Here is a 26,594-nt window from a genome sequence, read left to right on the forward strand (position 1 = left end):
GACCAGGGTATGGACGGCTCGAGCGGCCAGGACCAGGGAGCGAGCCCCGCCGCCGGTCGGCCGGCGGCACGTTCTCCGCTGCGCCGCGCCGAGCATTGGGCGCGCGATTATGCCCGGCTCCCCGGCATCCCCGATGAGTTCATCGGGGCCGACGGCCGTCCGCGGCCGGTCTGGACCCGCTTTGCCGAGACCTTCGCCGCACTCGCGCCGAGCGACATCGAGCGCCGCTTCGCCTCCGCCGATCGCCATCTGCGCGAAGCCGGCGTCACCTATCGCTCGCCGGGCGATAACGCCGAGCGATTGTGGCCTCTGAGCCATCTGCCGCTGCTGATCGACGAGTCCGAATGGGCGCAATTGTCCCAGGGCATCGTCCAGCGCGCCGAGCTGTTCGAGCGGGTGCTGCAGGACATCTATGGCGAGGGACGGCTGCTCGCGAGCGGCGCGCTTCCTGCGGCCGCCGTCGCCGGGTCCAGCGAATATCTGCGCCCGGTCTGCGGCGTCAAACCGCCCGGCGGCCGCTTCCTCAGCATCTACGCCGCCGATATCGGCCGTGGGCCCGACGGCGGCTGGTGGGTGCTCAACGACCGCACCCAGGCGCCGTCCGGCATGGGCTATGCGCTGGAAAATCGGCTGGTGCTGTCGCGCGCCTTCTCCTCGATCTACAAGTCCATGAACGTCGAGCGTCTCGCGCCGTTCTTCGAAGCGTTCCGCGATGCGCTGCGCGCCAGCGCCGATCGTGACGAGCCGCGCATCGGCGTGCTCACGCCGGGCATGTTCAGCGAGACCTATTTCGAGCACGCGACGCTGGCGCGCTATCTCGGCTTCCTGCTGGTCGAGGGCGACGATCTCGCCGTCAGCGGCGACCGCGTGCACATCCGCACCGTCGCCGGCCTGAAGCGCGTCGACGTGCTGCTGCGGCGGCTCGATTCCAACTCGCTCGATCCGCTCGAGCTCGACGCGGCCTCGCGGCTCGGCGTTGCCGGACTCATGGACGTCGTGCGCAAGGGCGGCGTCGTGGTCGCCAACATGCCGGGCTCCGGCGTGCTCGAGGCGCGCGCGCTGCTCGGCTTCCTGCCGAGCCTCGCGCGGCGCGTGCTCGGTGAGGATCTCAAGATCCCGCACATCGCGACGTGGTGGTGCGGCCAGAAGTCCGCGCGCGACGAGGTGCTGTCGCGGCTCGAGGAGTTCGCGATCGAAGGCGCCTATGGCCGCGCCGTGCCGGGCTTCGCAAGCAGCGGTCCGGTGCTGGCCGGCGAGCTCTCGGCCGCCGAGCGCGAGCGGCTGCGCGCCGCCATCAGCCAGCGCGGCATCGATTATGTCGGCCAGGAGGTGGTGCGGCTGTCGACCACGCCGGTGTGGGAGGATGGTCGGATCGCACCGCGGCCGTTCGTGCTGCGGGTGTTCGCGGCCGCCACGCCCGACGGCTGGACCGTGATGCCCGGCGGCTTCTGCCGCATCGCCGACAAGCTCGATGCGCGCGCCGTGTCGATGGGCGACGGCGCGCGCGCCGCCGACGTCTGGGTAGTCGCCGACAAGGCGGTGGCGGCGCGCACCTTGCTGCCGGGCTCCGACAACGTGCGGATACGCCGCATCGCCGGCGTGCTGCCGAGCCGCGCCGCCGACAATCTGTTCTGGCTCGGACGCTATCTGGAGCGCGCCGAGGCCACCGTGCGGCTGATCCGGGCGCTCGCAGCCCAGCATCGTGATCCCGGCAAGGGATCGCCGGCGCAGCTCAACACCTCCGAGCGCATCCAGCGGCTGTTGCTGGCATGGGGCGCTGTTGAGCAGACCTCGCGCAGCAAGGGATTCCAGGTGGCTGCCGAAGCCCTGCAGGCCGAGGCGCAGTTCGGCTCGGCGCTGTCGCTGCTCAAATCGGCGCAGCGCACCGCGACCTCGCTGCGCGAGCGCCTCTCGCCCGACGCCTGGCAGGTCATCACCGAGATGCCGAATCGGCTGGCGCAGGAGGCCGAGGATGAGGACGCCGTCGTCAGCATCGCCGAGCTCACGCTCGACAGGCTCGCGAGCTTCGCCGGCCTCGCCCAGGAGAACATGAATCGCGCCGCCGGCTGGCGCTTCCTCGACATGGGTCGCCGCGCCGAGCGCGCCATCAACACCGCGCGATTCGCGCGGCAGTTCGGCTATGACGAGGCGACGCCCGAGGATCTCGACGTCCTGCTCACCCTGGTCGATTGTCAGATCACCTATCGCTCGCGCTATCTGATCGGCCCGGCGCTGGCGCCGATCCGCGATCTCGTCGTGCTCGACCTCTATAACCCGCGCTCGGTCGCGTTCCAGGTCGAGCTGCTGAACGAGCACATCGCGAGCCTGCCGGTCCTGAAGGAGAACGGGCTGATCGAGCGGCCGCAACGCCTCGCGATCTCGCTGGGCGCGCGGCTGACCGCAGCGGAGGCGGCCCATCTCGATGGCCGCACGCTGTTTGCACTGGAGCAGGACCTGCTCAATCTGGCGGAGGCGATTGGCCAGCACTATTTCCCGCACGGTCCGAATGCGACGCGGCCGGAAAAGCTGACGGGCCTCGCGTGATCTACGACATCCGGCATGTCACGACCTATGAGTATGAGAGCGCCGTCAGCTTTGCGCGCTGCTCGCTGCGCCTGGAGCCGCTCAGCGGCGACGGCCAGGAGTTGATCTCGCACAGCGTCGACATCCGCCCGCGTCCCTCGGAGCGGACGGCGCGGCGCGATTTCTTCGGCACACTGACCGAGAGCATCGTGATCGAAACTCAGCACCGCCACCTGCGCATCGACTCGCGCTCGCGGGTGAGGCTGTCGCGCACACCGCCGGAGCGCGATGCGCCGAGCGCGGCCTGGGAGGACGTGCGCGATGCCGCCTTCGAGGCGACAAGCCTCGGACCGTCGTCGCCGATCGGCTACGTCTTCGCCAGCGCGCTGGTGCCGGTGCTGGAGCCGGTGACGGACTATGCCGCGGCAAGCTTTCGCGCCGGCACCGGCATCGTTGCCGGCGCGGCCGACCTCATGCGGCGCATCCGCAAGGAGTTCAGATACGATCCGAAGGCGACCGTGATCTCGACCCCGTTGCGCGAGGTGTTCGACAATCGCCACGGCGTCTGCCAGGATTTTGCTCATATCATGATCGCCGGCCTGCGCGGTCTCGGTCTCCCTGCGGCCTATGTCAGCGGCTATCTGCGCACCATCCCGCCCGAGGGCCAGCCGCCGCTGCAGGGCGCCGACGCCACCCATGCCTGGGTGTCGCTGTGGGGTGGCGAGGAGCTGGGCTGGATCGGCTTCGATCCGACCAATGATCTCCTGGTCGGCAATGATCACATCATCCTCGGCATGGGCCGCGACTTCTCCGACGTCTCGCCGGTCGATGGCATCATCGTCGGCTCGCGCAAGCAGAAGCTCGGCGTCGCCGTCGATGTCGTGATGGTCGAGTAGGTTCCCTGACCGGGAACGGTCGGAACATTTTTCCCGCATCGCACTTGATCCGCCCGAGGGGCCCGAATGGGGGCTGGCTGACCCTTTCGAGCGATGGAGTGATCGACATGAAACGTGTTGCAATCGTCATTGGCCTGGTCGGCGCCTGCGTCGCCGGCAGCGCCTCGGCCCAGCCGAGTGCGAACCTCACCGGCACCTACCGCTGCATCCAGATGTGCCGCGACGGCATGATCGGCGCGCCGGCCTTCGTGACGCAGAACGGCGATGCTGTGAACCTGACCACCGAGACCGGCGAGTCCCTCCAGGCCTGGCCGGACTGGAACGCTCCCAATAGCCGGCTTTGGATCGACGCACGTGACGAAAGCGCGGTGTATTCGCCCGACGGCATGCGCATTCAGTTCGACGACGGCCGCGTCTGGGAGCGCGACCTGCCGCCGCCGCTGATCGTGCGCCGCGCGCCGGTCGTGTACGGGCGATAAGCGATCGCCATTGCTACCAAGGCCCTCGCGCACGCGGGGGTCTTGATTTGCGGGTGAGATGAAAGGTGCCGGCCTCACAATCACTGTCGTCCCGGCGAACGCCGGGATCCATAACCCCAACTGAGTGTTGGGCGGCACGCTGTTAGCAGCATCTCGCGCGTCACTCCTGCTGCGGAGTATGAGTCCCGGGCTTGCCTGGGACGACGGCGAGTTTGTTGCACGGTCTCTCCACCATTCGCGCTGCGGCGGGATACTTTCCGCTATCATTGTCCGCGAAAGCAGACGATCCAGTATTCGCCGGAAGGGGGGATGAATCGAGACGCCGCGGCGTACTGGATGCCCGCCTGCGCGGGCATGACACGGGGTATGGGGCGGCGTTCTCGCGACATGATCTGTCCGAGTCATGATGGATCGTTCGACCCTCCTGATGATGAGAGGGCGCAGGGAATGCCGGGTGATGGCCTCACCCATGGCCCGCCTGCGAAAAGAATGCAGGCGGCAGGAACCACAGGCAAAGCCGGATCAACCGGCATTCCCTGCGCGATGGCTTTACGGCTTATACGTGGTCTCCCTGGTGCGCCGGGCTTTCTGGCCACCATCCCCAGCGCGATCGCATTGCGCCAGGTTGACACCAGCATCGGGGTGTCGGGACATCACGACTTCACCGTGCGCATCATGCCGTTCGTCCGCGCGACTGATCACGCTGCAGCACCACACGCCCACCGCTCCCCAGGCTCCACGTTCGTGACGACCGCGATACGCCCCTCTCACGAGCCCGGGATGGCCGGAAACATCGGTCTGATTTGCCCGACGACACAAGTGGGCAAGCGTGCGACAAACTGGCACGACGGGCAATTCGGGCATGGCGGATATGCGCGATCTGTTAGTTGTCGTTCAGACAGCGAGCGGCATGCTCAATCCGGCACCAGCAGAGAAGCTCAGCACTTCCGCATCTGCAAACAATGCTCTCGCCCCTCGACATCAGTCCGAAACGACTCGATGAAGCCGCCCTGGCGCTGGGTCACATACACGGTCTTGCCGTCGGTGCCGCCGAAGGCGAGGTTGGTCGGCTCCTTGGCTTTCAGCGCGATCTCCCTGATCATGCGCCCATCCGGCGCCAGCATGGCGATGCTGCCCTTGAGGATGCGCGCGACCAGCAGCCGGCCGCTGGCGTCGGTGCGCAGTCCGTCGATCGTGTTCGGCTCGAAGGTCTTGATCAGCTTCGGCCGTGTCAGCGCGTCGCCGTCGATCGCATAGGACCAGATCTCGCCGCTGTTGGATTCGCCGACATAGAGCGTGCGGCCGTCGGGGCTGAGATCGATGCCGTTGGCGGTGCCCATGGCGCGTGGCGCGATCATCGCCGCGCCCTGCATCACGCCATCAGCGCCCTTCGCAATGCGCCAGACGCGGCCGCTGCGCGCCTTCCAGTTGGGATCGCTCGCATAGATGGTGCCGTCGCGTGACAGCGTGACGTCGTTGGGCTGGCTCATGTCGTCGGCATGGAAGACGAGGCGGGGCTCGGTGGTGCCGGGCGCGATGGCGAAGATGTTGTGCTTCTTGTAGTCGGCGACGAACATGACGCCGGCAGCGTCGATGCGGATCGCATTGCCGATGCTGCCGTCGGGCAGCTCGGTGAATTTCTCCGAGGCCGTCGCTTCCGGCGCCAGCCTGCCGATCGTGCCGGGTTTGCTGATATTGACCACGAACAGATTGCCGTCGCGGTCGACGGCGGGGCCTTCGATGCCGAAGGTGTATTCGCCTGACGGTGTGAGCTGCGTGCTCTCGAACAGTTTTGGGGCGGCCAGAGCAGGGACGGTCGCAAGGACGAGCATTGCGAGTTCCGCCAAACGCGGGATGCGTAGGGTGGGCAAGGGCGCGATGCGACGCTGCTTCCGAGCCAACACCGTGTGCGGTGCGCCGTGCCCACCATCGCGGGCAGCGGTGCTCGCGACTACCCCCACCCCCGACCCCTCCCCGCAAGGGGGAGGGGAGCACACTGCGCCTGTGGCAGTCGCTTTGCTCATCCCAGGGATGATCTCGTCGCGTCCGTCAGAGCGGCACCAGAAACTGCTGTTGGATATAATAGCCATCGTCGTCCGTGCAGGTGCCGTTGAGATAGGTGTCGGCTGGCCGGAAGAAACGGCTGAAGCCGGGCTGATTGACGGCAGACCTCTCGGTCACCACGACGATCTTGCCGAACGGAATGTCGCCGCATTCGCGGCCGTCCGCGGCGAAGAACTTGCGGTGCGGCGGGCCGCCCGCTTTGACCCGCATCCGCGTGCCTGGAACCAGGCGTGCGACGAGGTCGTCGGCCACATCAAGCAGTTTCGCATAGCCTGGTTCCGTCTTGATCAGGTCGGCCCCGGGCGGCATCTGCCGCTCGGCACCCAACCCGCGCAATCGCTGACGCAGCCGGCCGGCTTCGGGATCGCCGGGATAGATCCAGCCGTCCTGGGCCAGCATGAAGCGCAGCACCGCGAGGTCCTTGTCTCGATCGGATTGTCCGGCCTCGAGGCCGAAATCCGAATGGCAACCGCGACAATGTTTCTCGATGAGGTTCTTGCGCACCATCGCCAACCGCGCGCGCCCGGCAGCATCGTCCAGCACCAAGGCGGCCAGCCGGTCGATCAGTTGATCGCTTCTCGTGTCGCAAGGCAACGGCTCGGGTGCAGCCTCGTCCGTGTGGTCGATCCGGATCACGGTCTGGTTCTTGTCCTCCACCAGCCAGATCGCGCCGTCGTCGGCCACGGTCATGCCGACCGGCGCGCCTTGCGGCCGGATGCCGTTGACGCGATGCCAGCCGGTGATGATCTCGTCGAACGCCGCGGCCGGCGCGGGACCGGCTGCGGTCTGGAAAGCGCGGGTCGGCTCGGCGGCGCAGCTCACATGATAGCGCACCGGCGCCGGGCTCACTTTCGGGAAGCCACGCTCATCGACCTCATAGGCGAGCAGCCGGCTGCCGGTCGGCCGGTAGCCGTGCAGGCCGACCAGCAGCCTGCCTTTCAACTCGTCGAAGCGATCGCCCGTGTAGTAGAGCATGCCGAGCGGCGCGCCATGCGGCGGCAGCAGCGACCAGGGCTGCTTGTAGAGCGTGGTGGTGTTGCAGAGGTTCTTGAGCGCGCCGGATTGCAACACGCGCTTGAATTCCGGGCTCGGCGTCGTCAGGTCGTAGCAATAGGGCCAGCCATAGTGGCGGCCTTGCTCGATGGCGTTGATCTCCTCGTTGGGTGCGAACACGTCCTGCAGATCGCGCGCGTTCTCGCCCTGCAGGAAGGCGGTGCCGGGATCGGGAAAACGCGGATGCAATGCCAGCGCCATCGAGTTGCGCAGGCCGCGCGCGTAGACCTCGTGTGGCGGCGACGGATCGCCGGATTTCAGCGCCGCAAAGACGCCACCGGCCGGTGGCGTGAACAGCCAGATCGCGGCGAGCGCCGAGGTGCCTTCACCGGCGGCGCAGGGCTGCGTGATCGGCGCCGGCGACAGGCAGTTGTCGCTGGGCGAGCCGATGTTGACGAACAGCCGTCCGATGCGGTCGAAGGCGAATGCCTTCAGCGGATGCGCACTTTCCGATAGGCGCGTGCCGTCGGGCAGCGTGAGGCGGCGTCCCGGCAGGTCGCGGATGATGGTCTCGATCGTTGCTTTCGGGTTGCTCGCGAGCGGATCGAAGCGGAAGATCGACGTATCGGTGGCGGCGTAGATCTTGCCGTCGGGACCGGCCGCAAGCCCGAACGGATAGGACAGCCGCGTGATCGCCTCGCGGAGGCGCTGGCCGGCCGGCGCCGCGGGATCGAGGATCAGCAGCCGGCCGTCGTCATGGCCCCAGCCGCCCATGTCCGCGATCACGAACAGCCGATGGCCGGGGATCTGCACGATGCCGCGCGGAAATCTCAGGCCATCGTCGCGGCTGGCGACGAGACCGGCGCAGAAGCCGGCCTTCATGTCGATCTGGAGGCGCGGAAAGGCGAGGGCGCCGTCGCCGCAACTGGCCGGGCCGAGCGCGTAGCCGCTGCGGACCGTCGCGTTGTCGGCGCGGCAAGCTCCGATGCCGATGAGCATGGCAGTCGCGACGGCTGCAAGACTGTGCCACGACCATCTCATGCGTTGGTCCCGATCAATGAAGCAGATTGTATTGGATGACGTAGGCGGCGGCGCCGGCAAAATAGCCAAGCAAGGCGATGCCGCTGATGCGCCGCACGTACCAGAAGAAGTGGATGTTCTCGAGCCCCATCGCGGCGACGCCGGCCGCCGAGCCGATGATCAGGATCGAGCCGCCGGTGCCGGCGCAATAGGCGACGAACTCCCACAGAAAACTGTCGGGCGGAAACTGGCTCAGGCTGTACATGCCCATCGACGCCGCGACCAGCGGCACGTTGTCGATCACGGCGCTGGCGAGCCCGAGCACGATCACGATCAGATCGAGCCGGCCGACGCTGCGGTCGAGCCATTGCGCCAGCGCCTCGAGGATGTGGGTGTGCTCGAGCGCGGCGACTGCCAGCAGGATGCCGATGAAGAACACGATCGAGGGCATGTCGATCCGGGTCAGCGCATGCACCAGGGTCAGGCGCTGCTTCTGCTCGGAGGCCTTCTCGCGATGGACGATCTCGCCGACCATCCACAAGAGGCCAAGGCCGAACAGGATGCCCATGAACGGCGGCAGGTGGGTCGCCGCCTTGAACACCGGCACGGCGACCAGGATGCCAAGGCCCATGAAGAACATCAAATTGCGCTCGAACGGCAGGATCGGGCTGATCGAGGCGAGGCCGGCGCTCGCCGGCGGCACCAGCTGCTTGCCGCGCAGGGTGAAGCTGACGACGGCGAGCGGGACCAGCAGGTTCAAGAGCGAGGGGATGAAGACCGACTTCATGATCGCGAGCGGCGTGATCTGGCCGCCGATCCACAGCATGGTGGTGGTGACGTCGCCGATCGCCGACCAGGCGCCGCCGGCATTGGCGGCGATGACGATGATCGATGCGAAGACCAGGCGGTCCTCGTCGCGGCCGGACAGCTTCTTCATCAGCGACACCATCACGATCGCGGTGGTGAGGTTGTCGAGCATGGCGCTGAGAAAGAAGGTGACGAAGCCGACCAGCCACACCAGCGTGACCTGGTTGCGGGTGCCGATCATCGAGGTCACGACCTCGAAGCCGTTATGGGCGTCGATGACCTCGACGATCGTCATCGCGCCGATCAGGAAGAAGATGATCTGGGCGGTCGAGGCCACGGACTCGTTGAGCTCGGTCGCGACCGCCGGAGCCGTCCCGCCCATGACGGCGTAGACGGTCCACATCAGGCCGGCGCCGACCAGGGCCGTGGCCGCCTTGTTGATCCGGAACGGGTGCTCCAGCGCCACCACGGCATAGGCGAGCGTGAAGACGGCGACGATGGCAGCGGTCATCGCGGGGGATTTCCGGTCATGAATCTCGGCATGGGCAGCGTGGAACCGCCCCAGATATGACCGATCGGCGGTCCGCCAGCAAGCAGGGGACCGAAACCGCGTCGGGTCCTACACCACGGCCGACGCGATCGCGTCGGCGTGGCTGCGGATGGCGCGGATCTCGTCCGCGCTGCGGCGCGCACGGTCTTCCGCATCTTCAAGATCGTTGCAGCATGGAGCTCGGCAAAAGCTTGCTCATCGTTGCGTCCGGCACGGGCCAGAAGTCTGCTGAGATGCGCAACGTAATCCTTCTGATCCGCTGATCCGCGCTTGCTGATCGCATCCTTCTCCTCCATGCGCTCTCTCTGAGCGGAAACGGGTCAGAGTCAGATGCGGATCACCCGAATGCTTGCGGTCGTCATTGCGAGGAGCGAAGCGACGAAGCAATCCAGGCCCTTCGCGTCGCCCTGGATTGCTTCGCTGCGCTCACAAGGACGGCGGAGGAATTCAGAGCCGGACGAACGGGCTGATGAGGCGGCCGAGCAGGCCGTGCATGCGCAGGTCGCCGGTCATCGCGACGAGGCAGAGGCAGGGGCCCTCGTCACCGACCACCGGACGATGGTCGACCTCGTCGTCGCCATAGTCGAAGTCGCCGGGTCCGTAATAGCCGCCGAGATGGCTGAAGCTGCCCTTCAGCACGCAGGTCAGCTCATTGCCGGAATGCGTATGCTCCAGCATCCGCGCCCCGGGCTCCGAGCGCAGCAGGAAGGCGCGCGATTTACCTGTGCCCGGTAGCAGGATCGGGCGCATGCTGATGCCGGGCGCGACGCGCCGGCGCTTGCCGATCTTGCAGCGCTTGACCATCTCGGGCAGGTCCGCGAGCTCGGGATCGTGCTCGGCGACCTCGCTCACCTGCGGCGCCGCATGCGGGCGTCGATCGATGCGTGCCATCACGGCATCGAAAGCATCTGCGCCCGTCGCGACCGGCTCGGCCGCGTCCAGCGAGGCGCCGGCGAGCTGCTCGATGGCGCGGACGAAGCGCTGGCATCGGCCGCAATCGGCGACATGGACACCGACGACCAGCCGCTCGGCCTCGTCGAGCGCACCAGTGGCGAAGTCGGCCAGCAGGTCTTCCGGCGGGTGGTGGCTGATCGTCATGTCGCGTCGTCCAACAGGTCTCTCAGGCGATTCATCGCCAATCTGATTCGTGACTTTACCGTACCAAGCGGCAGGCCGAGCACTGCCGCGATTTCCGAATGCGGTCGTTCTTCAACGAACGACAGGCGGATCACGGTGGATTGCTCCACCGATAATCTTTCGATCGCGGCCGCCACCCGTGTGGCATCTTCGACACGCGAGACGATCTGGTCGGCTGCGGGCGTCGGATCGGCTTCCTCGTCGCGCCCCACTTCTCTGCTCAGCCGGCTGTCGCGGGCGGCCTTGCGCGCGGCGTCGATCCGCTGGTTTCGCGCGATCGTGAAGATCCAGGCGGCCGCGCCGGCCGTCGATGGATCGAATTGCCCCGCCTTCGTCCACACCGCCACCATGGTGGATTGGGCGATTTCCTCAGCGTCGTCGGCGTTGCAGCCGGTCTTGATGAGGAAGCCTTTGATGCGGGGCGCAAAATGCGCGAACAGGGCCTTGAACGCCTCGCGGTCGCCGCGCGCGGCGACGCGTCCGATCAATTCAGCCCAGTCCACAGTCGCCTTCGGCCCTCTGCTCACATTCACCCTGGTACGGGCACCGAACGCCCGTGCAAATTTCTGCCGGGACGATGCCACGTTCCATTGCGCTAATCCAGCCGCTCTCATCGCGTGGTCATGGTCCCCGGCACGCATGCTTGATCCCGGATAACGTGGATCATGGACGGCTGGATCACAGCGGGCCGAGGATTTTCCGGACCCTCAATCCTTCAGGTCGGAATTGACCATCGCCAGGAACTCCTGGCGGCTCATCGGGTCGGTGCGGAAGCAGCCGAGCATGCGGCTGGTGGTGAGATCGACCCCGTGCTTCTTGACGCCGCGCGAGCTGATGCAGTGATGGGCTGCCTTGATCACGACCGCCACGCCCTGCGGCTGCAGCACCTCGTCGATGATGTTGGCGATCTCGGCGGTCATGCGCTCCTGGATCTGCAGCCGGCTGGCATAGGCTTCGACGACCCGGGCGAGCTTGGAAATCCCGACCACGCGGTTGCGCGGCACGTAGCCGACCCAGGCGCGGCCGATGATGGGCGCCATGTGGTGCTCGCAATGGCTCTGGAACGGGATGTTCCGCAACAGCACCATTTCGTCGTAGCCGGCGGTCTCCTCGAACGTCTTGCGCAGATACTCCTCGGGGTTCTGCTCATAGCCGGAAAAATAGCTCTTGTAGGCCCGCGCGACGCGGGCCGGGGTCTCGGAGAGACCCTCGCGTGACGGGTCCTCGCCGATCCAGGTCAGGATGGTGCGGATGGCGTCCTCGACGTCATCCTGGGTGACGTGGACCGGGTCGCAGGCGAACGGAAGTTTCTTGGCTGTCTGGCGCACGAGGGCTCTCCAAAAACCAAGAAACGGTTCCGATATCGGAACGGATCACGTCTTGCGGGGCGATTTCCGCGACCGATGGCTCGCCGCCGTCAGCTCGCCTTGCGCAGCCGCATCTCCGCGGAGGGACCCGAGCGCAGGTTCTGGAAGAACTTCTCGACCTCGTTGGCGAGCGTCTGCGCGGTGGCGTTGAGGTCGCCGGACGCCGACAGGACGGAGGCGGCGGCCGTCGAGGTCTCACTGATGGCGTCGCGGAGCGAGCCGATGTTCATGACCAGCGTCTGGTTGCCCTGGGCGGTCGACTGCGCGTTGGCCGAGATCTCCCGCGTCGCCTGGTCCTGCTGCTGGATCGCATTGGAGATGTTCGAGGTGATCTCGTTGATGCCGCGGACCGCCTGGCCGATCTCGCGGACCGCGTCGACCGCGGTCTTGGTCGAGGCCTGGATCAGGCCGACGTTCTGGCTGATCTCCTCGGTCGCCTTGGCCGTCTGCCCGGCCAGCGCCTTGACCTCGTGAGCGACCACGGCAAAACCACGGCCGGCCTCGCCGGCGCGGGCGGCCTCGATGGTCGCATTCAGAGCGAGGAGATTGGTTTGCTCGGCGATGGTCTGGATCAGGGTCAGCACGCCGTCGATGCGCTGGGTGGCGGCGGCAAGGCCCTCGATTTCCGTGACCGACTTCTCGGTGCGTTGGCCGGTCTGCTCGACGGCGCCGGCCGACTGCCGGATCTGCCGGCCGATCTCCTCGACGGACGTCGACAACTCCTCGGCGGCGCTCGCGACGGCGGAGACGTTGGTCGACGCCTGCGACGTCGCGCCGGCGGCGGTGACCGCGCGCTCGTTGGCATCGGCCGTCAGCCGCGTGATCATCTCGGCGGTTTGGCGCATCGCGGCGGCGTTCTCGGTGACGGTCCGCATCACGCTGCCGATCGCGGTGCGGAATTCCTCGACCGCGGTCTCGATGTGGCGGGCCCGGGCTTCGCGGATTTCGGAGTCCTGCGAGACCTGGACATTGAGGTCGCGGTTATGGGCCATCGCCTGCTGGAACACGCCGATGGCGCGAGCGAGCTCGCCGACCTCGTCGGCGCGCCCGGCATACGGCACTTCGACGTTCTCGGCGCCGGTGGCGACCCGGCGGATCGTATCGGTGATCTGAGACAGCGGCCGAGCGATCGAGCGAGCGATGATCACCACGCCGGCTGCGACCAGAACCAACATCAAGCCGCCAAGGCCGGTCAGCACGAGCGAGAGCTTGTTGTTCAGCGCCGTTTCCTCGGCGATCTTTCCTGCGCGCTCGACATAGACTTTGGAGAGCGCCTCGAGATCCTGGTTGAGCGCCTTGCGCACGGAGCGATTGGCGTCGTTGTCGCCCCACTCGCGTCCCGCGGCCGGGCTGATTTCATTGGCGCGGCGGACCAGTTCGGCGCGGAATTCGACGAATTGCTCGATCCGCTTCTTGAATGTTGCGAATTGCTGGGCGTCGTCGGCCTGTACGATCGCCTGCCACTTGTCGACGACCTTCACGATGTCGGCATTGAACTTGAGCAAGCCGTTGCCGTATTGTTTTACGACGGCGGGGTCGGTCGACATATAGACGCCGCGCGACTCCATGACGACGGCATAGACGAGGCCGTTGACCAGCTGAACGTTGTGAGCGGCGAGATTGGCCGTCTCGATGGCCTTGATGAGCTCCGTGGCCCGCCGCGAGTTGTAGTCGGACAGCCAGGTGATTGCGGCGGTCAATAGCGCAAACAACGCGAAGATTGCATAGAGCTTGACTGCGATGGATTGGCGCGTGGCCGTATTCGTTGACGTCGGGCGTGAGGTCATGAGGTGAGATACCGCGAGTTTTTGCTACGACGCAGGGGGCGCTTGATTGTTAATAGTTATGCAAAACCTTCATGGAGAAAGCGTTAAGTTGACGCCGTCAGTATTATGCAACCCCCGCGTACTTCGCTTGGCGTTTCAATCGATTAGTTGGTGCTCCGCAGCAGGGGCGGGCGCCGGGGCATCCGGTTGACTACGGAGGGCATGCGCCATTTCGAGGCCCCTCGTTCCCCTGCAAATGCATTGCAACCGGTGGCCGGCCGCGCACGCGCTCCCCAATTGGTTCGCCGATCGGAGACCGGCCGGGAACGGTCGTTGCGCTCGATCGATCAATTCTCCATCTGATTGGAACTTTAGATCGCCCTTCGCATTCCGCCATCCGCATTGCGATGCATCGGATCAGGTCGCCTCGTCGGGGCGCGTCCGATCAGGCCAGACGGCGCGAGCATCCGGCATGCGAAGGGGACGTTGCGCCCTGCGACAGGAGCGGAAGGCTCGATCGCACTCAACTTTTCCGGAAGGGGTGGCGAAGCCTTATCTTCGGCCGTAAGGTAACCAGTTAGCGGGTTGTCGCGAGGGGCAGTCGATGAGATTCGAGGGCATCGAAACGGTACGTCGCATTCTCTGTGTGTTTCCGCGCTACACCTCGTCGTTCGGAACCTTCGAGCACGCCTATCCGCTCACCGACGGCGTCCAGGCCTTCATGCCGCCGCAGGGGCTGCTGCTGATCGCGGCCTATCTTCCAAGTTCCTGGCAGGTGCGCTTCATCGATGAGAACATCCGCCCGGCGCAGGACGAGGATTTCTCCTGGGCCGAAGCGGTGTTCGTCAGCGGAATGCACATCCAGCGTCAGCAGATGAACGACATCTGCCAGAGGGCGCATGCGTTCGACCTGCCGGTCGCGCTGGGCGGCCCCTCCGTCAGCGCCTGTCCGGACTACTATCCGAGCTTCGACTATCTGCATGTCGGCGAGCTCGGCGATGCCACCGACGAGCTGATCGCGCGGCTGGCGCGGGATCCGTCGCGGCCTGCGCAGCAGGTCGTGCTGCGGACCGACGAGCGGGTGGCGATGACCGATTTCCCGGTGCCGGCCTATGAGCTCGCCGAGGTGAAGAAGTACTTTCTCGGCAGTATCCAGTATTCCAGCGGCTGCCCCTATCAGTGCGAGTTCTGCGACATCCCCGGCCTCTATGGACGCAACCCGCGCATCAAGTCGCCGCAGCAGATCGTCGCCGAGCTCGACAAGCTCAGGGAATGCGGCGTCACCGGCTCGGTCTATTTCGTCGACGACAATTTCATCGGCAACCGCAAGGCGGCGATGGACCTGCTGCCGCATCTGATCGAATGGCAGAAGCGCACCGGCTATGTGATGCGGCTCGCCTGCGAGGCCACGCTCAACATCGCCAAGCGGCCCGAGATCCTGGAGAAGATGCGTGAGGCCTATTTCATCACGATCTTCTGCGGCATCGAGACGCCCGACCCGGATGCGCTGACGGCGATGCACAAGGACCACAACATGATGGTGCCGATCCTGGAGGGGATCAGGACCATCAACGGCTATGGCATGGAGGTCGTCTCCGGTATCATCATGGGGCTGGACACCGATACGCCGCAGACCGCGGACGCGCTGCTGCAGTTCGTCGCGGAGAGCCGGATCCCGCTGCTCACGATCAATCTGCTGCAGGCGCTGCCGAAGACGCCGCTGTGGGATCGCCTCGAGCGCGAGGGCAGGCTGGTCCACGATGACGGCCGCGACTCCAACGTGAAATTCCTGATGCCCTATGACGAGGTGGTCACGGCGTGGCGGCGCTGCATGGAGGTAGCCTATGAGCCGGAGCGGCTGCTCGCACGCTACAAGCACCAATGCGACACCACCTACGCCAACCGCATCAAGGTGCCGGTCAGCGACGAGATGAAGAGCTGGCCGAACATCAGGCGCGGCCTGGTCATGATGGGCAAGATCTTCTGGAAGGTGGGCGTGCTCGGCGACTACAAGCGGCCGTTCTGGCGCTTCGCCTGGAGCCAGCTGAAGCGAGGCGAGATCGAGAATTTCATCGCCGTGGCGCTGATCGCGCATCACCTCATCATGTTTGCGCGCGCCGCCTCGCGCGGGAATCAGAACGCGTCGAACTACTCGATCCGGCTGCGCGAGGCCGCCCTTCCCGCAGGGTGATGGTCCTCTCTGGGGCAGGGGCGGTGAGTGGCGCTCGCCGGCACCGGTCCGCGGCCTGCCCCGGGCAAGGGACGGCTCGGTCGGATACCGGTCCTTGAGTCGTTCAGGTTTTTGAGCCCAGCGCCCGTCCGGGCCGTCCACGCTCTTTTCAAGCACGGCAGAATCGTGGCGTGATCGGAAGCCATGCCGGCTCGCCGTCTTGTGTGGCCGGGCATGGTTGCGGCCGGGGAGCGAACCCTGCTAGACCCGGCCTCGACGAATTGTCACATGTTTTCAAGGATTAGCTTCGGCTGCGGGCCACAATGCGGTCATCTCTGCTTCGCTGAGCGGCCTTATTTCTGCCCTATGCGCTCAGGCCTTCCGAATTAGGCCGCCCCCAACCACTGGACACCGCATGCTGGAAGTCAGGCACGACAACGAAGTCCATGTCGAGAAGGTCGAGCACCGGCCGGCCGACAGCATCGCTTTCGGCATCGAGCGGCTCGGCCTCCTCGCGGTCAAGGCGCCGATCTTCTCCTGCGTCGTCCTGCTCGTCCTGATCGTGGCGGCGGTGTTCGGCATCAAGCGGATCCAGATCGACGATTCGCTCAGCCAGCTGTTTCGCTCCGACAGCAAGGAATTCCACCAGTACGAGGAGGTGACGAAGAAGTTCCCGGCCGAGGAATTCGACGTCCTCGTCGTGGTCGAGGGCAAGACCTTGCTGGCCCGCCAGAACCTCGAGAAGCTGCGTGACTTCGTGACCGACCTGCAACTGGTCGAGGGCACCCGTGGCCTGGTGTCGCTGTTCTCGGCCCGTCAGGCGCCGGCGCCCGGCAAGCTGCCGGCAGCGCTGTTTCCGTCGGATCTGCCGGAGGGCGAGGCCTACGACAAGTTCATCGAAACGGTGAAGTCCAACGAGATCATCCGCGGCAAGCTGTTGTCGGAGGACGGCACGCTCGCCCTGATCGTGCTGTCGCTCGAGCCCAAGGTGGTGGCCTCGAACGATCTCGGGAAGGTGGTGGGCGACATCCGGAAGCTGATGGCGGAGAACCTCGCCGACACCGGCCTGAATGTCCAGCTTTCCGGCGTGCCGGTCATGCAGCTCGAGATCCGCAACGCGGTGGAACGTGACGGGCTGACCTACAACATTCTCGGCATTCTCGCCGGCTGCATCATCGCCATCATCTTCTTCCGCAAGGTCTCCTTCATGATCGCGGCGGCGTTTCCGCCGCTGATCGCGATCATGCTCGCGCTCGGCGCGCTCGGCTGGGCCAATTTCAATCTCAACATGTTCCTGAACGTGATGACGCCGCTCATCATGGTCATCAGCTTCTCCGATTCGATGCAGCTCACCTTCGCCGCCCGCGACCGCCTGATCGCAGGGCAGGACAAGGTGACGGCGTTCAAGAACGCCGTGCTGGTCGTCGGCCCGGCTTGCGTGCTGACCCACGCCACCGCCGGCATTTCCTTCATCGCCCTGCAGTTCTCCGACAGCGACCTGATCCGCAAGTTCGGCGAGGCGGGGCTTGCCGCCACCATCATCGCGCTGGTCGCGGTGCTGTCGCTGGTGCCGGTGTTCGGCGTGCTGCTGGTGCGCAACGAGAAGACGTTCGCGGTCAAATTCCAGGGGGCCGATGCCGGCGTGCAGGCGCTGCGCAATTTCTGCTACTGGATCGCGGTGCGCATGGTCGGTCGTCCCGGCCTGTTCAGCCTGATCGCGGTGGTGTTCGTCGGCTCGCTCGCGGTGGTCTATGCGAGCCTGGAGCCGCGCTACCGGCTCGCCGACCAGGTGCCGGACAAGCGCCAGGCAGTGGCGGCGAGCAACCGGCTCGATGCCAAGCTCACCGGCGCCAATCCGGTCAATGTGCTGGTCCAGTTTCCCAAGGGCGCCTCGCTCTATGCGCCGGAGACGTTGCAGACCATCGCCGACGTCCATGCCACCGTCGAGAAGACTGCCGGTGTCGGCAACGTCTGGTCGGTCGAGACGCTCAGGCGCTGGCTGGCCGAGAAGGCCGGCTCGTCCGATACGACGACGCTGCAGGAATACGTCAATCTGATCCCCGAGCATCTGGTGCGCCGCTTCATCGACAAGGAGCAGGATGCGGTGGTGGTCGCCGGCCGCGTTCCCGATCTGGATTCCAGCCAGCTGCTGCCGGTGGTCGACAAGCTTGATCATGAGCTCGACACGGTCAGGAAGAAGCACCCCGGCTTTGAGATCGCGGTCACCGGCCTAGCCGCCATCGCCGCGCGCAACTCCGCCAGCATGATCCAGAAGCTCAATCACGGGCTCACCATCGAGTTCGCGCTGGTGGCGATGTTCATCGGGCTCGCCTTCCGCTCCTGGGTGGTGATGCTCGCCTGCATCCTGCCCGGCATCTTCCCGGTGGTGATGTCCGGGACGTTGTTGTGGGCGATGGGGGAGGGGCTGCAATTTGCCAGCGTGGTGGCGCTCACGGTCTCCTTCGGCCTCGGCCTGTCGGCCACCATCCACTTCCTGAACCGGCTGCGGATGGAGAGTGCGCCCGGCGTCAGCGCCGCGGTCGCGGTGGAGCGTGCCACCGTGCTGGTCGGACCGGCGCTGATCCTCACCACGGTGGTGCTGGCCTGCGGCCTCGTCGTCACCGTGTTCTCGGATCTGCCGTCGCTGCGGCTGTTCGGCTGGCTCAGCGCGTTCTCGATGGTGGCGGCGCTGTTCGCGGACCTCTTCATCCTCCGCCCGACCGCGATGTTCCTGATCAACCTGTCGCAGAAGCTGAAGCGCAAGCCGGTGTGAGGGGCGTGATCTAAGCCCAGTCCAACACTGTCATCGCCCGCGTACGACGCGGGCGATCCAATACGCCGCGGCTTATCGGCTTAGTCACGACTGCCTCTGGATGCTGGGTCGCCCGGTCCCGTCTGCGCCTTCGGCTTCGACGCGGCCATGAGTTCAAGGGCGCGCCGGAGCTTTAGCGAAGGCGGCGAGCCGGGCGACGACAGCGGGGGGCCCAATGCTCATGGTCTCTGATGTCTCAAAAAACAAAACGGCCCTGACGTCGTCAGGGCCGTTCGCGCATTCCGTTGCTGACGATGTCGCGACCGTTCAGGTCTTCGACATCGTGATGTTGACGCCGCGGATCTCGCCCTTGGAGGAGATCTGCACGACCTGCTTGTTGCCGCTGGTCCTCAGGGTGATGCTGGCGGCGAAGCCGGCGGCCTGCACGAACACGTCGATCTGGCCGTTGCCGGCGGTGCCCTGCAGCTCGCCGTTCACGTTGCGGCTGGATTCGCTCCAGTTGCCGGAGATGCGATCGCCCTGGCTGGTGACGTCACTGGTCAGGAGGAACTTGTAGCTGTCGCTGGCGCATTGCAGACTCTGCTTCAGATTGGCGCCGGCCACCTTGTAGCTGGCCTTGCAGCGGATGCGCTCGGTGGTGCCGTCGGACAGCGCGACCGTACCGTTGCCCGACCACGACCCGTCGAAGCCGGCGAACGGGCCCGACTGAGCCTGAACCGCGGTCGCCGCCACGAACAATGCCGCTCCGAGACCGGCGGCCTTGACGACGCGCCCAGAGAAAGGTGAGCCGAACAGTTTCATATCGAGTTTCCCATCCAAAATGACACCGCTGTGTCGGCGTACGCCGCCGCTTCGAACACTTGGTGTTCTCGCCGAAGGTTAGGTTCAAATGACGGCCGGTCGGGCGCTGCGACCGGATGCCATGATGCCCGCCGACACCGTGCGACGGGTCGGCGCCGAATGGTCGTCCTCGCAAGACGGCTGCACGCAAGCCGCCTCGACGGCGCTGCATCTAACGGTCCGCGCGGCATGCTTGCAACAGCCAAATGCGAAAAACGTGTTCCGAGAATAACGCCCTAGTATCAACGCCTTGTTTGTGCCAAAGCTGTGATCTCCGAGCTCGATCCGCTCGGGATCATAGGGCGCAAATTTGGCCGCATTTGGCAGCGTACCTCCGGCGCTGGGGGGCTTGCGGTCCTTGCCAAACCAAACAGGTGTTTCCCGGGCAGCATCGGCGATCCGGGAGGTCTCCTCTGCTGTCAAAATGAAGGAACACGATGCGTAAGATTTTCCTGGCACTTTCCCTGCTGTCGTCGGTGTCCGTTTCCACCGGCGCGTTCGCGCAAGGCCGCGGCGGCACGCCCGAAGAGCAGGCGGCCTGCACGCGTGACGTTCAGAAGTTCTGTCGTGCCGTCATCGATCAGGGTGACTTCACGATCCTTGCGTGCCTGAAGGAGAACCGCCCCAAGATCAGCCCGGCCTGCGATCAGGTGCTGAAGACCCACAACCAGTAAGCGGTTGCCGTTCGGAACGGTTGTTTCCGAACTCTTTTGGTTAACGACCGCCGGCCCGCCCCTCAGGGCAGGGCGGCGGTTCGATCCTATGGGTTGCCCGACATCGATTGCATTGGTTTTGGCTGGATCTTCGCCTATATGGGGGCGAGCAATCCGTTCGCATGAGCGAAGCGGCGGGCATTGTTTTCGGTAGCGCCCTTTCAACCTGATAGCTGTTTCGTCCATGACCACCGCGAGCGATTTGCGATCCGGCAAGACACACCGGGACGAGAACTTTCCGGTGGCCTCCTGGATCATCCGTCCAGAGCATCGGGCGCTGATCCTCGCCTTCTACAATTTCGTGCGCACCGCCGACGACATCGCCGATCATCCGAGCCTGCCGGGCGAGGAGAAGCTGCGGTTGCTCGATCTGCTCGAAGCCGAGCTGACCGGGACCGGCGAGACCCAGGATGTCGCCGTCAGCCTGCGCCGGGCGCTCGCCGAGCGCGGCATGCCGCCCCGGCATGCGCTCGATCTGCTGGTTGCCTTCCGGATGGATGTGACCAAGCTGCGCTACGAGAACTGGGACGAGGTCATCCACTACTGCCGCTACTCGGCGATGCCGGTCGGCCGCTTCATGCTCGATGTGCACGGCGAGTCCACCGCGACCTGGCCGGCCTCGGATGCGATCTGCGCCGGGCTGCAGATCAACAACCACCTGCAGGACTGCGGCAAGGACTACAAGGCGCTCAACCGCGTGTACCTGCCGCGCGATGCGCTGGCGGAAGCCGGCGCCACCGTCGAGATGCTCGGCGAGTCCAGATCGCCGCCGCAACTGCTGGCCTGCCTGCAGAAGCTCGCGGTGCGTAACGCGGCGCTGCTCGATGAGGGCAGGGACCTCAACAGCGGCGTCAAGGATTTCCGCTTCGGACTGGAGATCGCCGTGATCCAGGCTTTCGCCGACCGTATCGTGGCGCTGCTGAAGGTGCGCGATCCGCTGAGTGAGCGCGTGCACCTGTCGCCCGTCGGCATGCTCGGCCTCACCTTCACGTCGGTGATGGGCGAGATCGGCCGCCGCGTGGCCGGGCGCCATCCCGTCACCAAATCGGCAGCCGGCGCATGACCCTCGAGGCGACCGCAGACAATATCGATCACGGCACGGCGGCCTCCGGCAGCTCGTTCTATGCCGCCATGCGCATCCTGCCGCGCGCCCAGCGCGACGCGATGTTCCAAGTCTACAGCTTCTGTCGCGAGGTCGACGATATCGCCGATTCCGACGGGCCGCGGCCCGAGCGACTGGCGGCGCTGCAGAAATGGCGCGACGACATCGACGCGCTCTACCAGGGCAACCCGCCGCCGCGGCTGCGCGACTACGTCGCCGCGGTGAAGACGTTCGGCCTGAAGCGGGAGGATTTCCTCGCCATCATCGACGGCATGGAGATGGACGTGCCGCAGGAGATCCGCGCGCCAGATCTCGCCACGCTGGACCTTTATTGCGACCGGGTCGCGAGCGCGGTCGGCCGCCTCTCGGTGCGCATCTTCGGCATGCCCGAGGAGGACGGCATCCTGCTGGCCCACCATCTCGGCCGCGCGCTGCAGCTCACCAACATCCTGCGCGACATCGACGAGGACGCGGCCATCGGCCGGCTCTATCTGCCGCGCGAGGCGCTGCTGTTCGCCGGAATCACCGGCGATGATCCGGCCAAGGTGACGCAGGAGCGCGCGCTTCCCAAGGTCTGCAACTCGGTTGCCGTCAGGGCGAAGACGCATTTCGAGAAGGCCGACGAGATCATGCGGCGCAATCGCCGCCGCGCGGTGCGTGCGCCGCGCATCATGTCGAAATACTACCGCGCCGTGTTCGACCTCCTGCTCGAGCGCGGCTTCGCGCTGCCGCGCGAGCCCGTGCGCGTGAGCAAGCTCACGAAGATCGGCATCATCCTCCGTTACGCAATCATCTGATGCAAAAGACCGCTCACATCATCGGCGCCGGCGTGTCCGGCCTTTCCGCCGGCGTGCGGCTCGCCAATGCGGGCTACATCGTGCACGTCCACGAGGCCACGCAGCAGCTCGGCGGCCGCTGCCGGTCCTATTACGACGCCGCGACCGACCTGGTGATCGACAACGGCAACCATTTGCTGCTGTCGGCCAATCATCACGTGCTGTCCTATGCCCGCGCGATCGGCTCGGAAGCGGGGCTGGTCGGGCCGGAGAAGGCGCAGTTCGCCTTCGTCGACATCCGGAGCGGCCAGCGCTGGCTGCTCGATCTCGGCAACGGCCGCCTGCCGCTGTGGGTGTTCGACGAGGGCCGCCGCGTGCCGGATACCAAGCTCGGCGACTACCTCGCGCTGTCGCCGCTGATCTGGGCCGGTACGTCCAAGACGATCGGCAGCACGATTCCCTGCGAGGGTACGCTGTACGACCGCCTGGTGCAGCCGCTGCTGCTCGCGGCACTGAACTGCGATCCGCCGGAAGGATCGGCGGGGCTTGCCGGCGCCATCGTCCGCGAGACCTTGCTCGCCGGCGGCCAGGCCTGCCGGCCCCTGATCGCGCGCGATGGATTGTCGGGCGTGCTGATCGATCCGGCCGTGAAATTCCTGGAAGGCAAGGGCGGCAGCGTCCGGATCGGCCGCGAGCTACGTGGCCTCGACGATGCGGGTGGTCGCGTCACCGGGCTCAGGTTCGGCGGCGATGAAACCGTTGCGCTCGGTCCGTCCGACGTCGTGGTGCTCGCCGTGCCGCCGCGGCCGGCGATGGCCCTGCTGCCGGGGCTCACGGGGCCGACGAAATATCGCGCCATCGTCAATGCCCATTTCCGCATCACGCCGCCGCGCGATGCACCAGCTCTGCTCGGGGTGGTCGGCGGTCTGGTCGAATGGCTGTTCGCCTTCCCGCAGCGGCTCTCGGTCACCATCAGCAATGGCGATCGGCTGGTCGACATTCCGCGCGAGGAGCTCGCCGCCGCGATCTGGGCCGACGTCTGCAAGGCCGCCGGGATCAAGGCGGAGCTGCCGCCGTGGCAGATCGTGCGCGAGCGTCGCGCCACCTTCGAGGCGACGCCGGAGCAGAACGCGCTCCGACCGGGAGCGAAGACGGCGTTCGGCAATCTCGCTCTGGCGGGGGACTGGACCGATACCGGCCTGCCGGCAACCATCGAAGGCTCGGTGCGCTCCGGCGACCGCGCTGCGAATCTCCTGCTCGGGCACGGCTGACCGGCGCAGGGCAGCCGAATCTGGCCGCGCCGTCATGCCGCCTGCGCCGCGAGTCTCACATTTTCGTGGCGTAGTTCTTGCTTAAAGTTCCACGCCTGGTGGCGCCGGCGCAATTTGTTCCAGGGCGGAACAGGGATCGGCGGGGCCAAATGGCAACACCAGGCAAAAAACGCATCGGGTACGGGTGCAGTGCGGCGCAAACGGGGTTTCCTCGCGGAATTTTTCTGCGTAATCCTCGGTTTGTTAAGGTCTTTCCGCTCTGGCGCCGCCGCGGCTGAGGCTTTGGAACAAGAGACGGAGACGTCGGATCACGCGACGTCCGAGAAGGTGTCAGGGGTCGGATTGTGAAGTTGGGGATGGGGGACGATACGTCCGCGGATCGCCCGATTGATCCGCGGCCGGTCTTGGTCGTGACGGGCTTGGTGCAGGAGGCCCGGATTGCTGCCGGGCCCGGCATGATGGTGATCTGCAGCTCGAGCGACCCCAGGCAGTTGCGCTCGCTGCTCACCGTGTTCGATCCGACCTCGATCCGCGGCGTCGTCAGCTTTGGCGTGGCCGGCGGCCTCGATCCCAGCCTCAAGGCCGGCGACATCGTCGTCGCCACCGAGGTGACCGCGGGCGATGCCCGTTGGCTGTCTGGGCTCTCCCTGCGTGAGGAGCACATCGCCCGCGCCGCCCTGAAGAAGCGCCGCGTCGTGCGCGGCGTGCTGGCCGGGGCCGAAGAGGTGGTCGTGGCCCAGGCCCGCAAGGCGGCGCTGCGCATGAAGACCGGGGCGGCCGCGGTCGACATGGAGAGCCACATCGCCGCCGCCTATGCCGCCGAGTATGGGCTGCCGTTCGCGGCGCTGCGGGTGATCTCCGATCCCGCCCATCGCACCCTCCCGTCGCTCGCCAAGGACGCCATCAAGCCGAACGGCGACATCGACCTGCCGATGATCCTGCGCGGCGTCGCCCGCAATCCGGCCGTGCTGCGCGGCCTGGTGTCCACGGGCATCGAGTTCAATCGCGCCCTGCGCTCGCTGCGCGGCGCCCGCGACCTGCTGCTGAGCGGCATGCTCGCAGCCGAGCACTTCCTCGAGACCGAGACGCTGGCCGCTGCCGAGGCGTGAGCCGTTTGCTCATCGCGGAGCGTAGCGTCCATCCCGATCCAGAGATCAGTTCAATGAAAAAGGCCGCCGATCACTCGGCGGCCTTTTGGTTGATCAGAGCCGTGAAGATCAGGCGGCGGTCGAGGCCTTCTGCTGCGCCTCGATCGCCTCGTCGTGACGGATCTCGGAGAGGCGCTTTTGCACCTCCGACGAGAACACGTACTGCGCCGCGCGCTGCTTGGAGAGATCGATCTCCGGCGCCATCGGACCCTCGGTCTTGATGCCGCGCAGCGACACGAACATCGCCTTGATCGGGTTGGTCAGCGCCGCATTGGCGGCGGTCGCCTCGTAGCCGCAATGCGCCATGCAGTCGGCGCACTTCTCGTACTTGCCGGTGCCGTAGGAGTCCCAGTCGGTGGTCTCCATCAGCTCCTTGAAGGTCTTGGTGTAGCCTTCGCCGAGCAGATAGCAGGGCTTCTGCCAGCCGAAGATGTTGCGCGCGGGCATGCCCCAGGGGGTGCACTCGAACTCCTGGTTGCCGGCCAGGAAGTCGAGGAACAGACCGGAATGCATGAAATTCCACTTCTTGCCCTTGCCGAGCTTGAAGACGTCGCGGAACAGCTGCTTGGTCTTGGTGCGGTTGAGGAAGTGCTCCTGGTCCGGCGCGCGCTCATAGGCATAGCCGGGCGACATGGTCACGCCGACGCCGAGCTCGGTCGTGAAGTCCAGGAACTTTGCGATCTCCTCGGCGGGATGGCCGTCGAACACCGTGGCGTTGACGTTGACGGTGAAGCCGCGCGCCTTGGCGGCCTTGATCGCGGAGACGGCGCGGTCGAACACGCCCTTCTGCGAGACCGCCTTGTCGTGATGCTCGCGCAGGCCGTCGAGATGCACCGAGAAGAAGAGGTAGGGGGAGGGCTCGAACAGATCGAGCTTCTTCTCGAGCAGCAGCGCGTTGGTGCAGAGCGAGACGAACTTCTTGCGGGCGACCAGGCCGCGCACGATCTCGCCGATCTCCTTGTGGATCAGCGGCTCGCCGCCGGGGATCGCCACCATCGGCGCACCGCATTCGTCGGCCGCGTCCCAGCACTCCTGCGCGCTCATGCGGCGGTTGAGGATCGCGTCGGGATAGTCGATCTTGCCGCAGCCGGCGCACGCCAGGTTGCAGCGAAACAGCGGCTCCAGCATCAGCACGAGCGGATAGCGTTTCCGGCCGAGAAGCTTCTGCTTCATCAGATAGGCCCCGATACGCAGTTCCTTATGGAAGGGGATTGCCATTACGTCTCTTCTTTCTGGACCAAACGAGGACCGATCAGCCCGCGACCAGCTCGGCCGGCAGGCGGAATTCGATGTTTTCTTCCCGCCCCGGGACCACCGCGACCTCAACCGGTCCGATGCGCCGCAGGGCTTCGATGACGTCGTCGACGAGGACTTCGGGGGCCGAGGCGCCGGCGGTGATGCCGACGGCCTTGGCGTCCTTCAGCCAAACCGGATCGAGCTCGCTGCCATCAGCGATCAGATAGCTTGCGACCCCGGCCTCGGTGCCGATCTCGCGCAGTCTGTTCGAGTTGGAGCTGTTGGCGGCGCCCACCACCAGGATGACGTCCACCAGCTTGCTTAAGTCCCTTACCGCAGATTGCCGGTTCTGTGTCGCATAGCAGATATCCCGGATATCGGGACCTTGAAGGTCTGTAAAGCGGGCTTGAAGGGCTAAAATGATGTCCCTGGTGTCGTCCACGCTGAGCGTGGTCTGGGTGATATAGGCCATGGGGGTGTCGACCGGCAGGGGCAGGGTGGCCACATCGGCCACGTTCTGCACCAGGTGAACCGGGCCGGGAACTTGGCCCATGGTTCCCTCGACCTCCGGGTGGCCGGCATGGCCGATCAGTACCAGGGTACGGCCTTTGGACATGTAGCGCTTGCCCTGGTTGTGGACCTTGGTCACCAGCGGGCAGGTGGCATTGAGCACCGGCAGCCCGCGGGCGGCCGCTTCCTCCTCCACCGTCCGGGCAACGCCGTGGGCGCTGAACACGGTGACGGCGCGCGGCGGCACCTCGGAGAGGTCCTCGACGAAGATGGCGCCCTTGGCCTTCAGGCTCTCCACCACGTGCTTGTTGTGGACGATCTCATGACGCACATAGACCGGCGGGCCATACTTCTCCAGCGCGCGCTCGACGATCTCGATCGCACGCACGACTCCAGCACAAAAACCGCGCGGCTGCGCGAGATACACCTGCATGGGACGTCCAGCCACGTTGC

Annotated in this window: 20 protein-coding genes; 10 read left to right on the forward strand and 10 right to left on the reverse strand. The window is 66.0% G+C overall.

Going from position 1 to position 26,594, the window contains the following annotated elements:
- Positions 1-9 precede the first annotated feature (9 nt).
- From QX135_RS08655 to QX135_RS08665, 3 genes are all read left to right on the forward strand, one after another.
- On the forward strand, positions 10-2,544 hold the full coding sequence (locus QX135_RS08655; protein WP_316176636.1) for a circularly permuted type 2 ATP-grasp protein: 2,535 nt from the start codon (positions 10-12) through the stop codon (positions 2,542-2,544).
- A complete protein-coding gene (locus tag QX135_RS08660) occupies positions 2,541-3,419 on the forward strand; it encodes a transglutaminase family protein (RefSeq protein ID WP_316176635.1) in 879 nt (292 codons plus the stop codon). The genes QX135_RS08655 and QX135_RS08660 overlap by 4 nt, the downstream gene beginning before the upstream one ends.
- Before the next feature lie 98 nt (positions 3,420-3,517).
- Entirely contained in the window at positions 3,518-3,898 is a 381-nt protein-coding gene (locus tag QX135_RS08665) for a hypothetical protein (RefSeq protein WP_315714907.1), read from the forward strand.
- Between the two features lie 938 nt (positions 3,899-4,836).
- Here QX135_RS08665 and QX135_RS08670 read toward each other — a convergent pair.
- From QX135_RS08670 to QX135_RS08700, 7 genes are all read right to left on the reverse strand, one after another.
- Positions 4,837-5,730, reverse strand: coding sequence for an SMP-30/gluconolactonase/LRE family protein (locus QX135_RS08670; RefSeq protein ID WP_315772513.1), 894 nt, complete (start codon positions 5,728-5,730; stop codon positions 4,837-4,839).
- Between the two features lie 217 nt (positions 5,731-5,947).
- Entirely contained in the window at positions 5,948-7,996 is a 2,049-nt protein-coding gene (locus QX135_RS08675) for a PQQ-dependent sugar dehydrogenase (RefSeq protein ID WP_316234029.1), read from the reverse strand.
- A 13-nt stretch (positions 7,997-8,009) separates the two neighbouring features.
- A complete protein-coding gene (nhaD, locus tag QX135_RS08680) occupies positions 8,010-9,293 on the reverse strand; it encodes a sodium:proton antiporter NhaD (protein WP_316234030.1) in 1,284 nt (427 codons plus the stop codon).
- A gap of 486 nt (positions 9,294-9,779) precedes the next feature.
- Positions 9,780-10,430, reverse strand: coding sequence for a ChrR family anti-sigma-E factor (locus QX135_RS08685; protein WP_316234031.1), 651 nt, complete (start codon positions 10,428-10,430; stop codon positions 9,780-9,782).
- Entirely contained in the window at positions 10,427-10,972 is a 546-nt protein-coding gene (locus QX135_RS08690; RefSeq protein ID WP_315772520.1) for a sigma-70 family RNA polymerase sigma factor, read from the reverse strand. The genes QX135_RS08685 and QX135_RS08690 overlap by 4 nt, the downstream gene beginning before the upstream one ends.
- A 204-nt stretch (positions 10,973-11,176) precedes the next feature.
- Positions 11,177-11,797, reverse strand: a complete 621-nt coding sequence (gene folE, locus QX135_RS08695; protein WP_316162218.1) for a GTP cyclohydrolase I FolE — start codon at positions 11,795-11,797, stop codon at positions 11,177-11,179.
- Between the two features lie 89 nt (positions 11,798-11,886).
- The gene (locus QX135_RS08700) at positions 11,887-13,623 is read right to left on the reverse strand and encodes a methyl-accepting chemotaxis protein (protein WP_316162219.1); all 1,737 of its coding nucleotides are present in this window, start codon (positions 13,621-13,623) and stop codon (positions 11,887-11,889) included.
- A gap of 583 nt (positions 13,624-14,206) precedes the next feature.
- Here QX135_RS08700 and QX135_RS08705 point away from each other — a divergent pair.
- Together QX135_RS08705 and QX135_RS08710 are read left to right on the forward strand one after the other, a co-directional pair.
- Positions 14,207-15,793, forward strand: coding sequence for a B12-binding domain-containing radical SAM protein (locus QX135_RS08705; protein WP_315813069.1), 1,587 nt, complete (start codon positions 14,207-14,209; stop codon positions 15,791-15,793).
- 394 nt (positions 15,794-16,187) lie between these two features.
- Positions 16,188-18,545 (forward strand): efflux RND transporter permease subunit, encoded by a 2,358-nt coding sequence (locus QX135_RS08710; RefSeq protein ID WP_315737292.1) that lies wholly within the window; start codon positions 16,188-16,190, stop codon positions 18,543-18,545.
- Between the two features lie 306 nt (positions 18,546-18,851).
- Here the strand turns inward: QX135_RS08710 and QX135_RS08715 are convergent, their stop codons facing one another.
- On the reverse strand, positions 18,852-19,346 hold the full coding sequence (locus tag QX135_RS08715; RefSeq protein WP_315737293.1) for a hypothetical protein: 495 nt from the start codon (positions 19,344-19,346) through the stop codon (positions 18,852-18,854).
- Between the two features lie 476 nt (positions 19,347-19,822).
- Between QX135_RS08715 and QX135_RS08720 the strand changes: the two genes are divergently transcribed.
- The 5 genes from QX135_RS08720 to QX135_RS08740 all read left to right on the forward strand — a co-directional run bounded on the left by QX135_RS08720 (position 19,823) and on the right by QX135_RS08740 (position 24,356).
- Positions 19,823-20,059 (forward strand): hypothetical protein, encoded by a 237-nt coding sequence (locus QX135_RS08720; protein ID WP_315714894.1) that lies wholly within the window; start codon positions 19,823-19,825, stop codon positions 20,057-20,059.
- Positions 20,060-20,282: 223 nt separating this feature from the next.
- Entirely contained in the window at positions 20,283-21,161 is an 879-nt protein-coding gene (hpnC, locus tag QX135_RS08725; protein ID WP_315757722.1) for a squalene synthase HpnC, read from the forward strand.
- On the forward strand, positions 21,158-21,997 hold the full coding sequence (gene hpnD / locus QX135_RS08730) for a presqualene diphosphate synthase HpnD (RefSeq protein WP_315813071.1): 840 nt from the start codon (positions 21,158-21,160) through the stop codon (positions 21,995-21,997). The genes hpnC and hpnD overlap by 4 nt, the downstream gene beginning before the upstream one ends.
- Positions 21,997-23,247 (forward strand): hydroxysqualene dehydroxylase HpnE, encoded by a 1,251-nt coding sequence (gene hpnE, locus QX135_RS08735; RefSeq protein WP_316176630.1) that lies wholly within the window; start codon positions 21,997-21,999, stop codon positions 23,245-23,247. Before hpnD ends, hpnE begins: the two co-directional genes overlap by 1 nt.
- Before the next feature lie 344 nt (positions 23,248-23,591).
- Entirely contained in the window at positions 23,592-24,356 is a 765-nt protein-coding gene (locus tag QX135_RS08740) for a phosphorylase (protein ID WP_409998094.1), read from the forward strand.
- Between the two features lie 108 nt (positions 24,357-24,464).
- Here the strand turns inward: QX135_RS08740 and hpnH are convergent, their stop codons facing one another.
- Positions 24,465-25,613 carry an adenosyl-hopene transferase HpnH gene (hpnH, locus tag QX135_RS08745; RefSeq protein WP_316176629.1) on the reverse strand — a complete coding sequence of 383 codons (1,149 nt, stop codon included), beginning with the start codon at positions 25,611-25,613 and terminating at the stop codon, positions 24,465-24,467.
- Between the two features lie 34 nt (positions 25,614-25,647).
- Complete coding sequence (gene ispH / locus QX135_RS08750) at positions 25,648-26,574, reverse strand: 4-hydroxy-3-methylbut-2-enyl diphosphate reductase (RefSeq protein WP_316176628.1); 927 nt, start codon at positions 26,572-26,574, stop codon at positions 25,648-25,650.
- Between the last annotated feature and the right edge of the window lie 20 nt (positions 26,575-26,594).

The organism is Bradyrhizobium sp. SZCCHNR1098 (assembly GCF_032489375.1).
Lineage (GTDB): Bacteria > Pseudomonadota > Alphaproteobacteria > Rhizobiales > Xanthobacteraceae > Bradyrhizobium.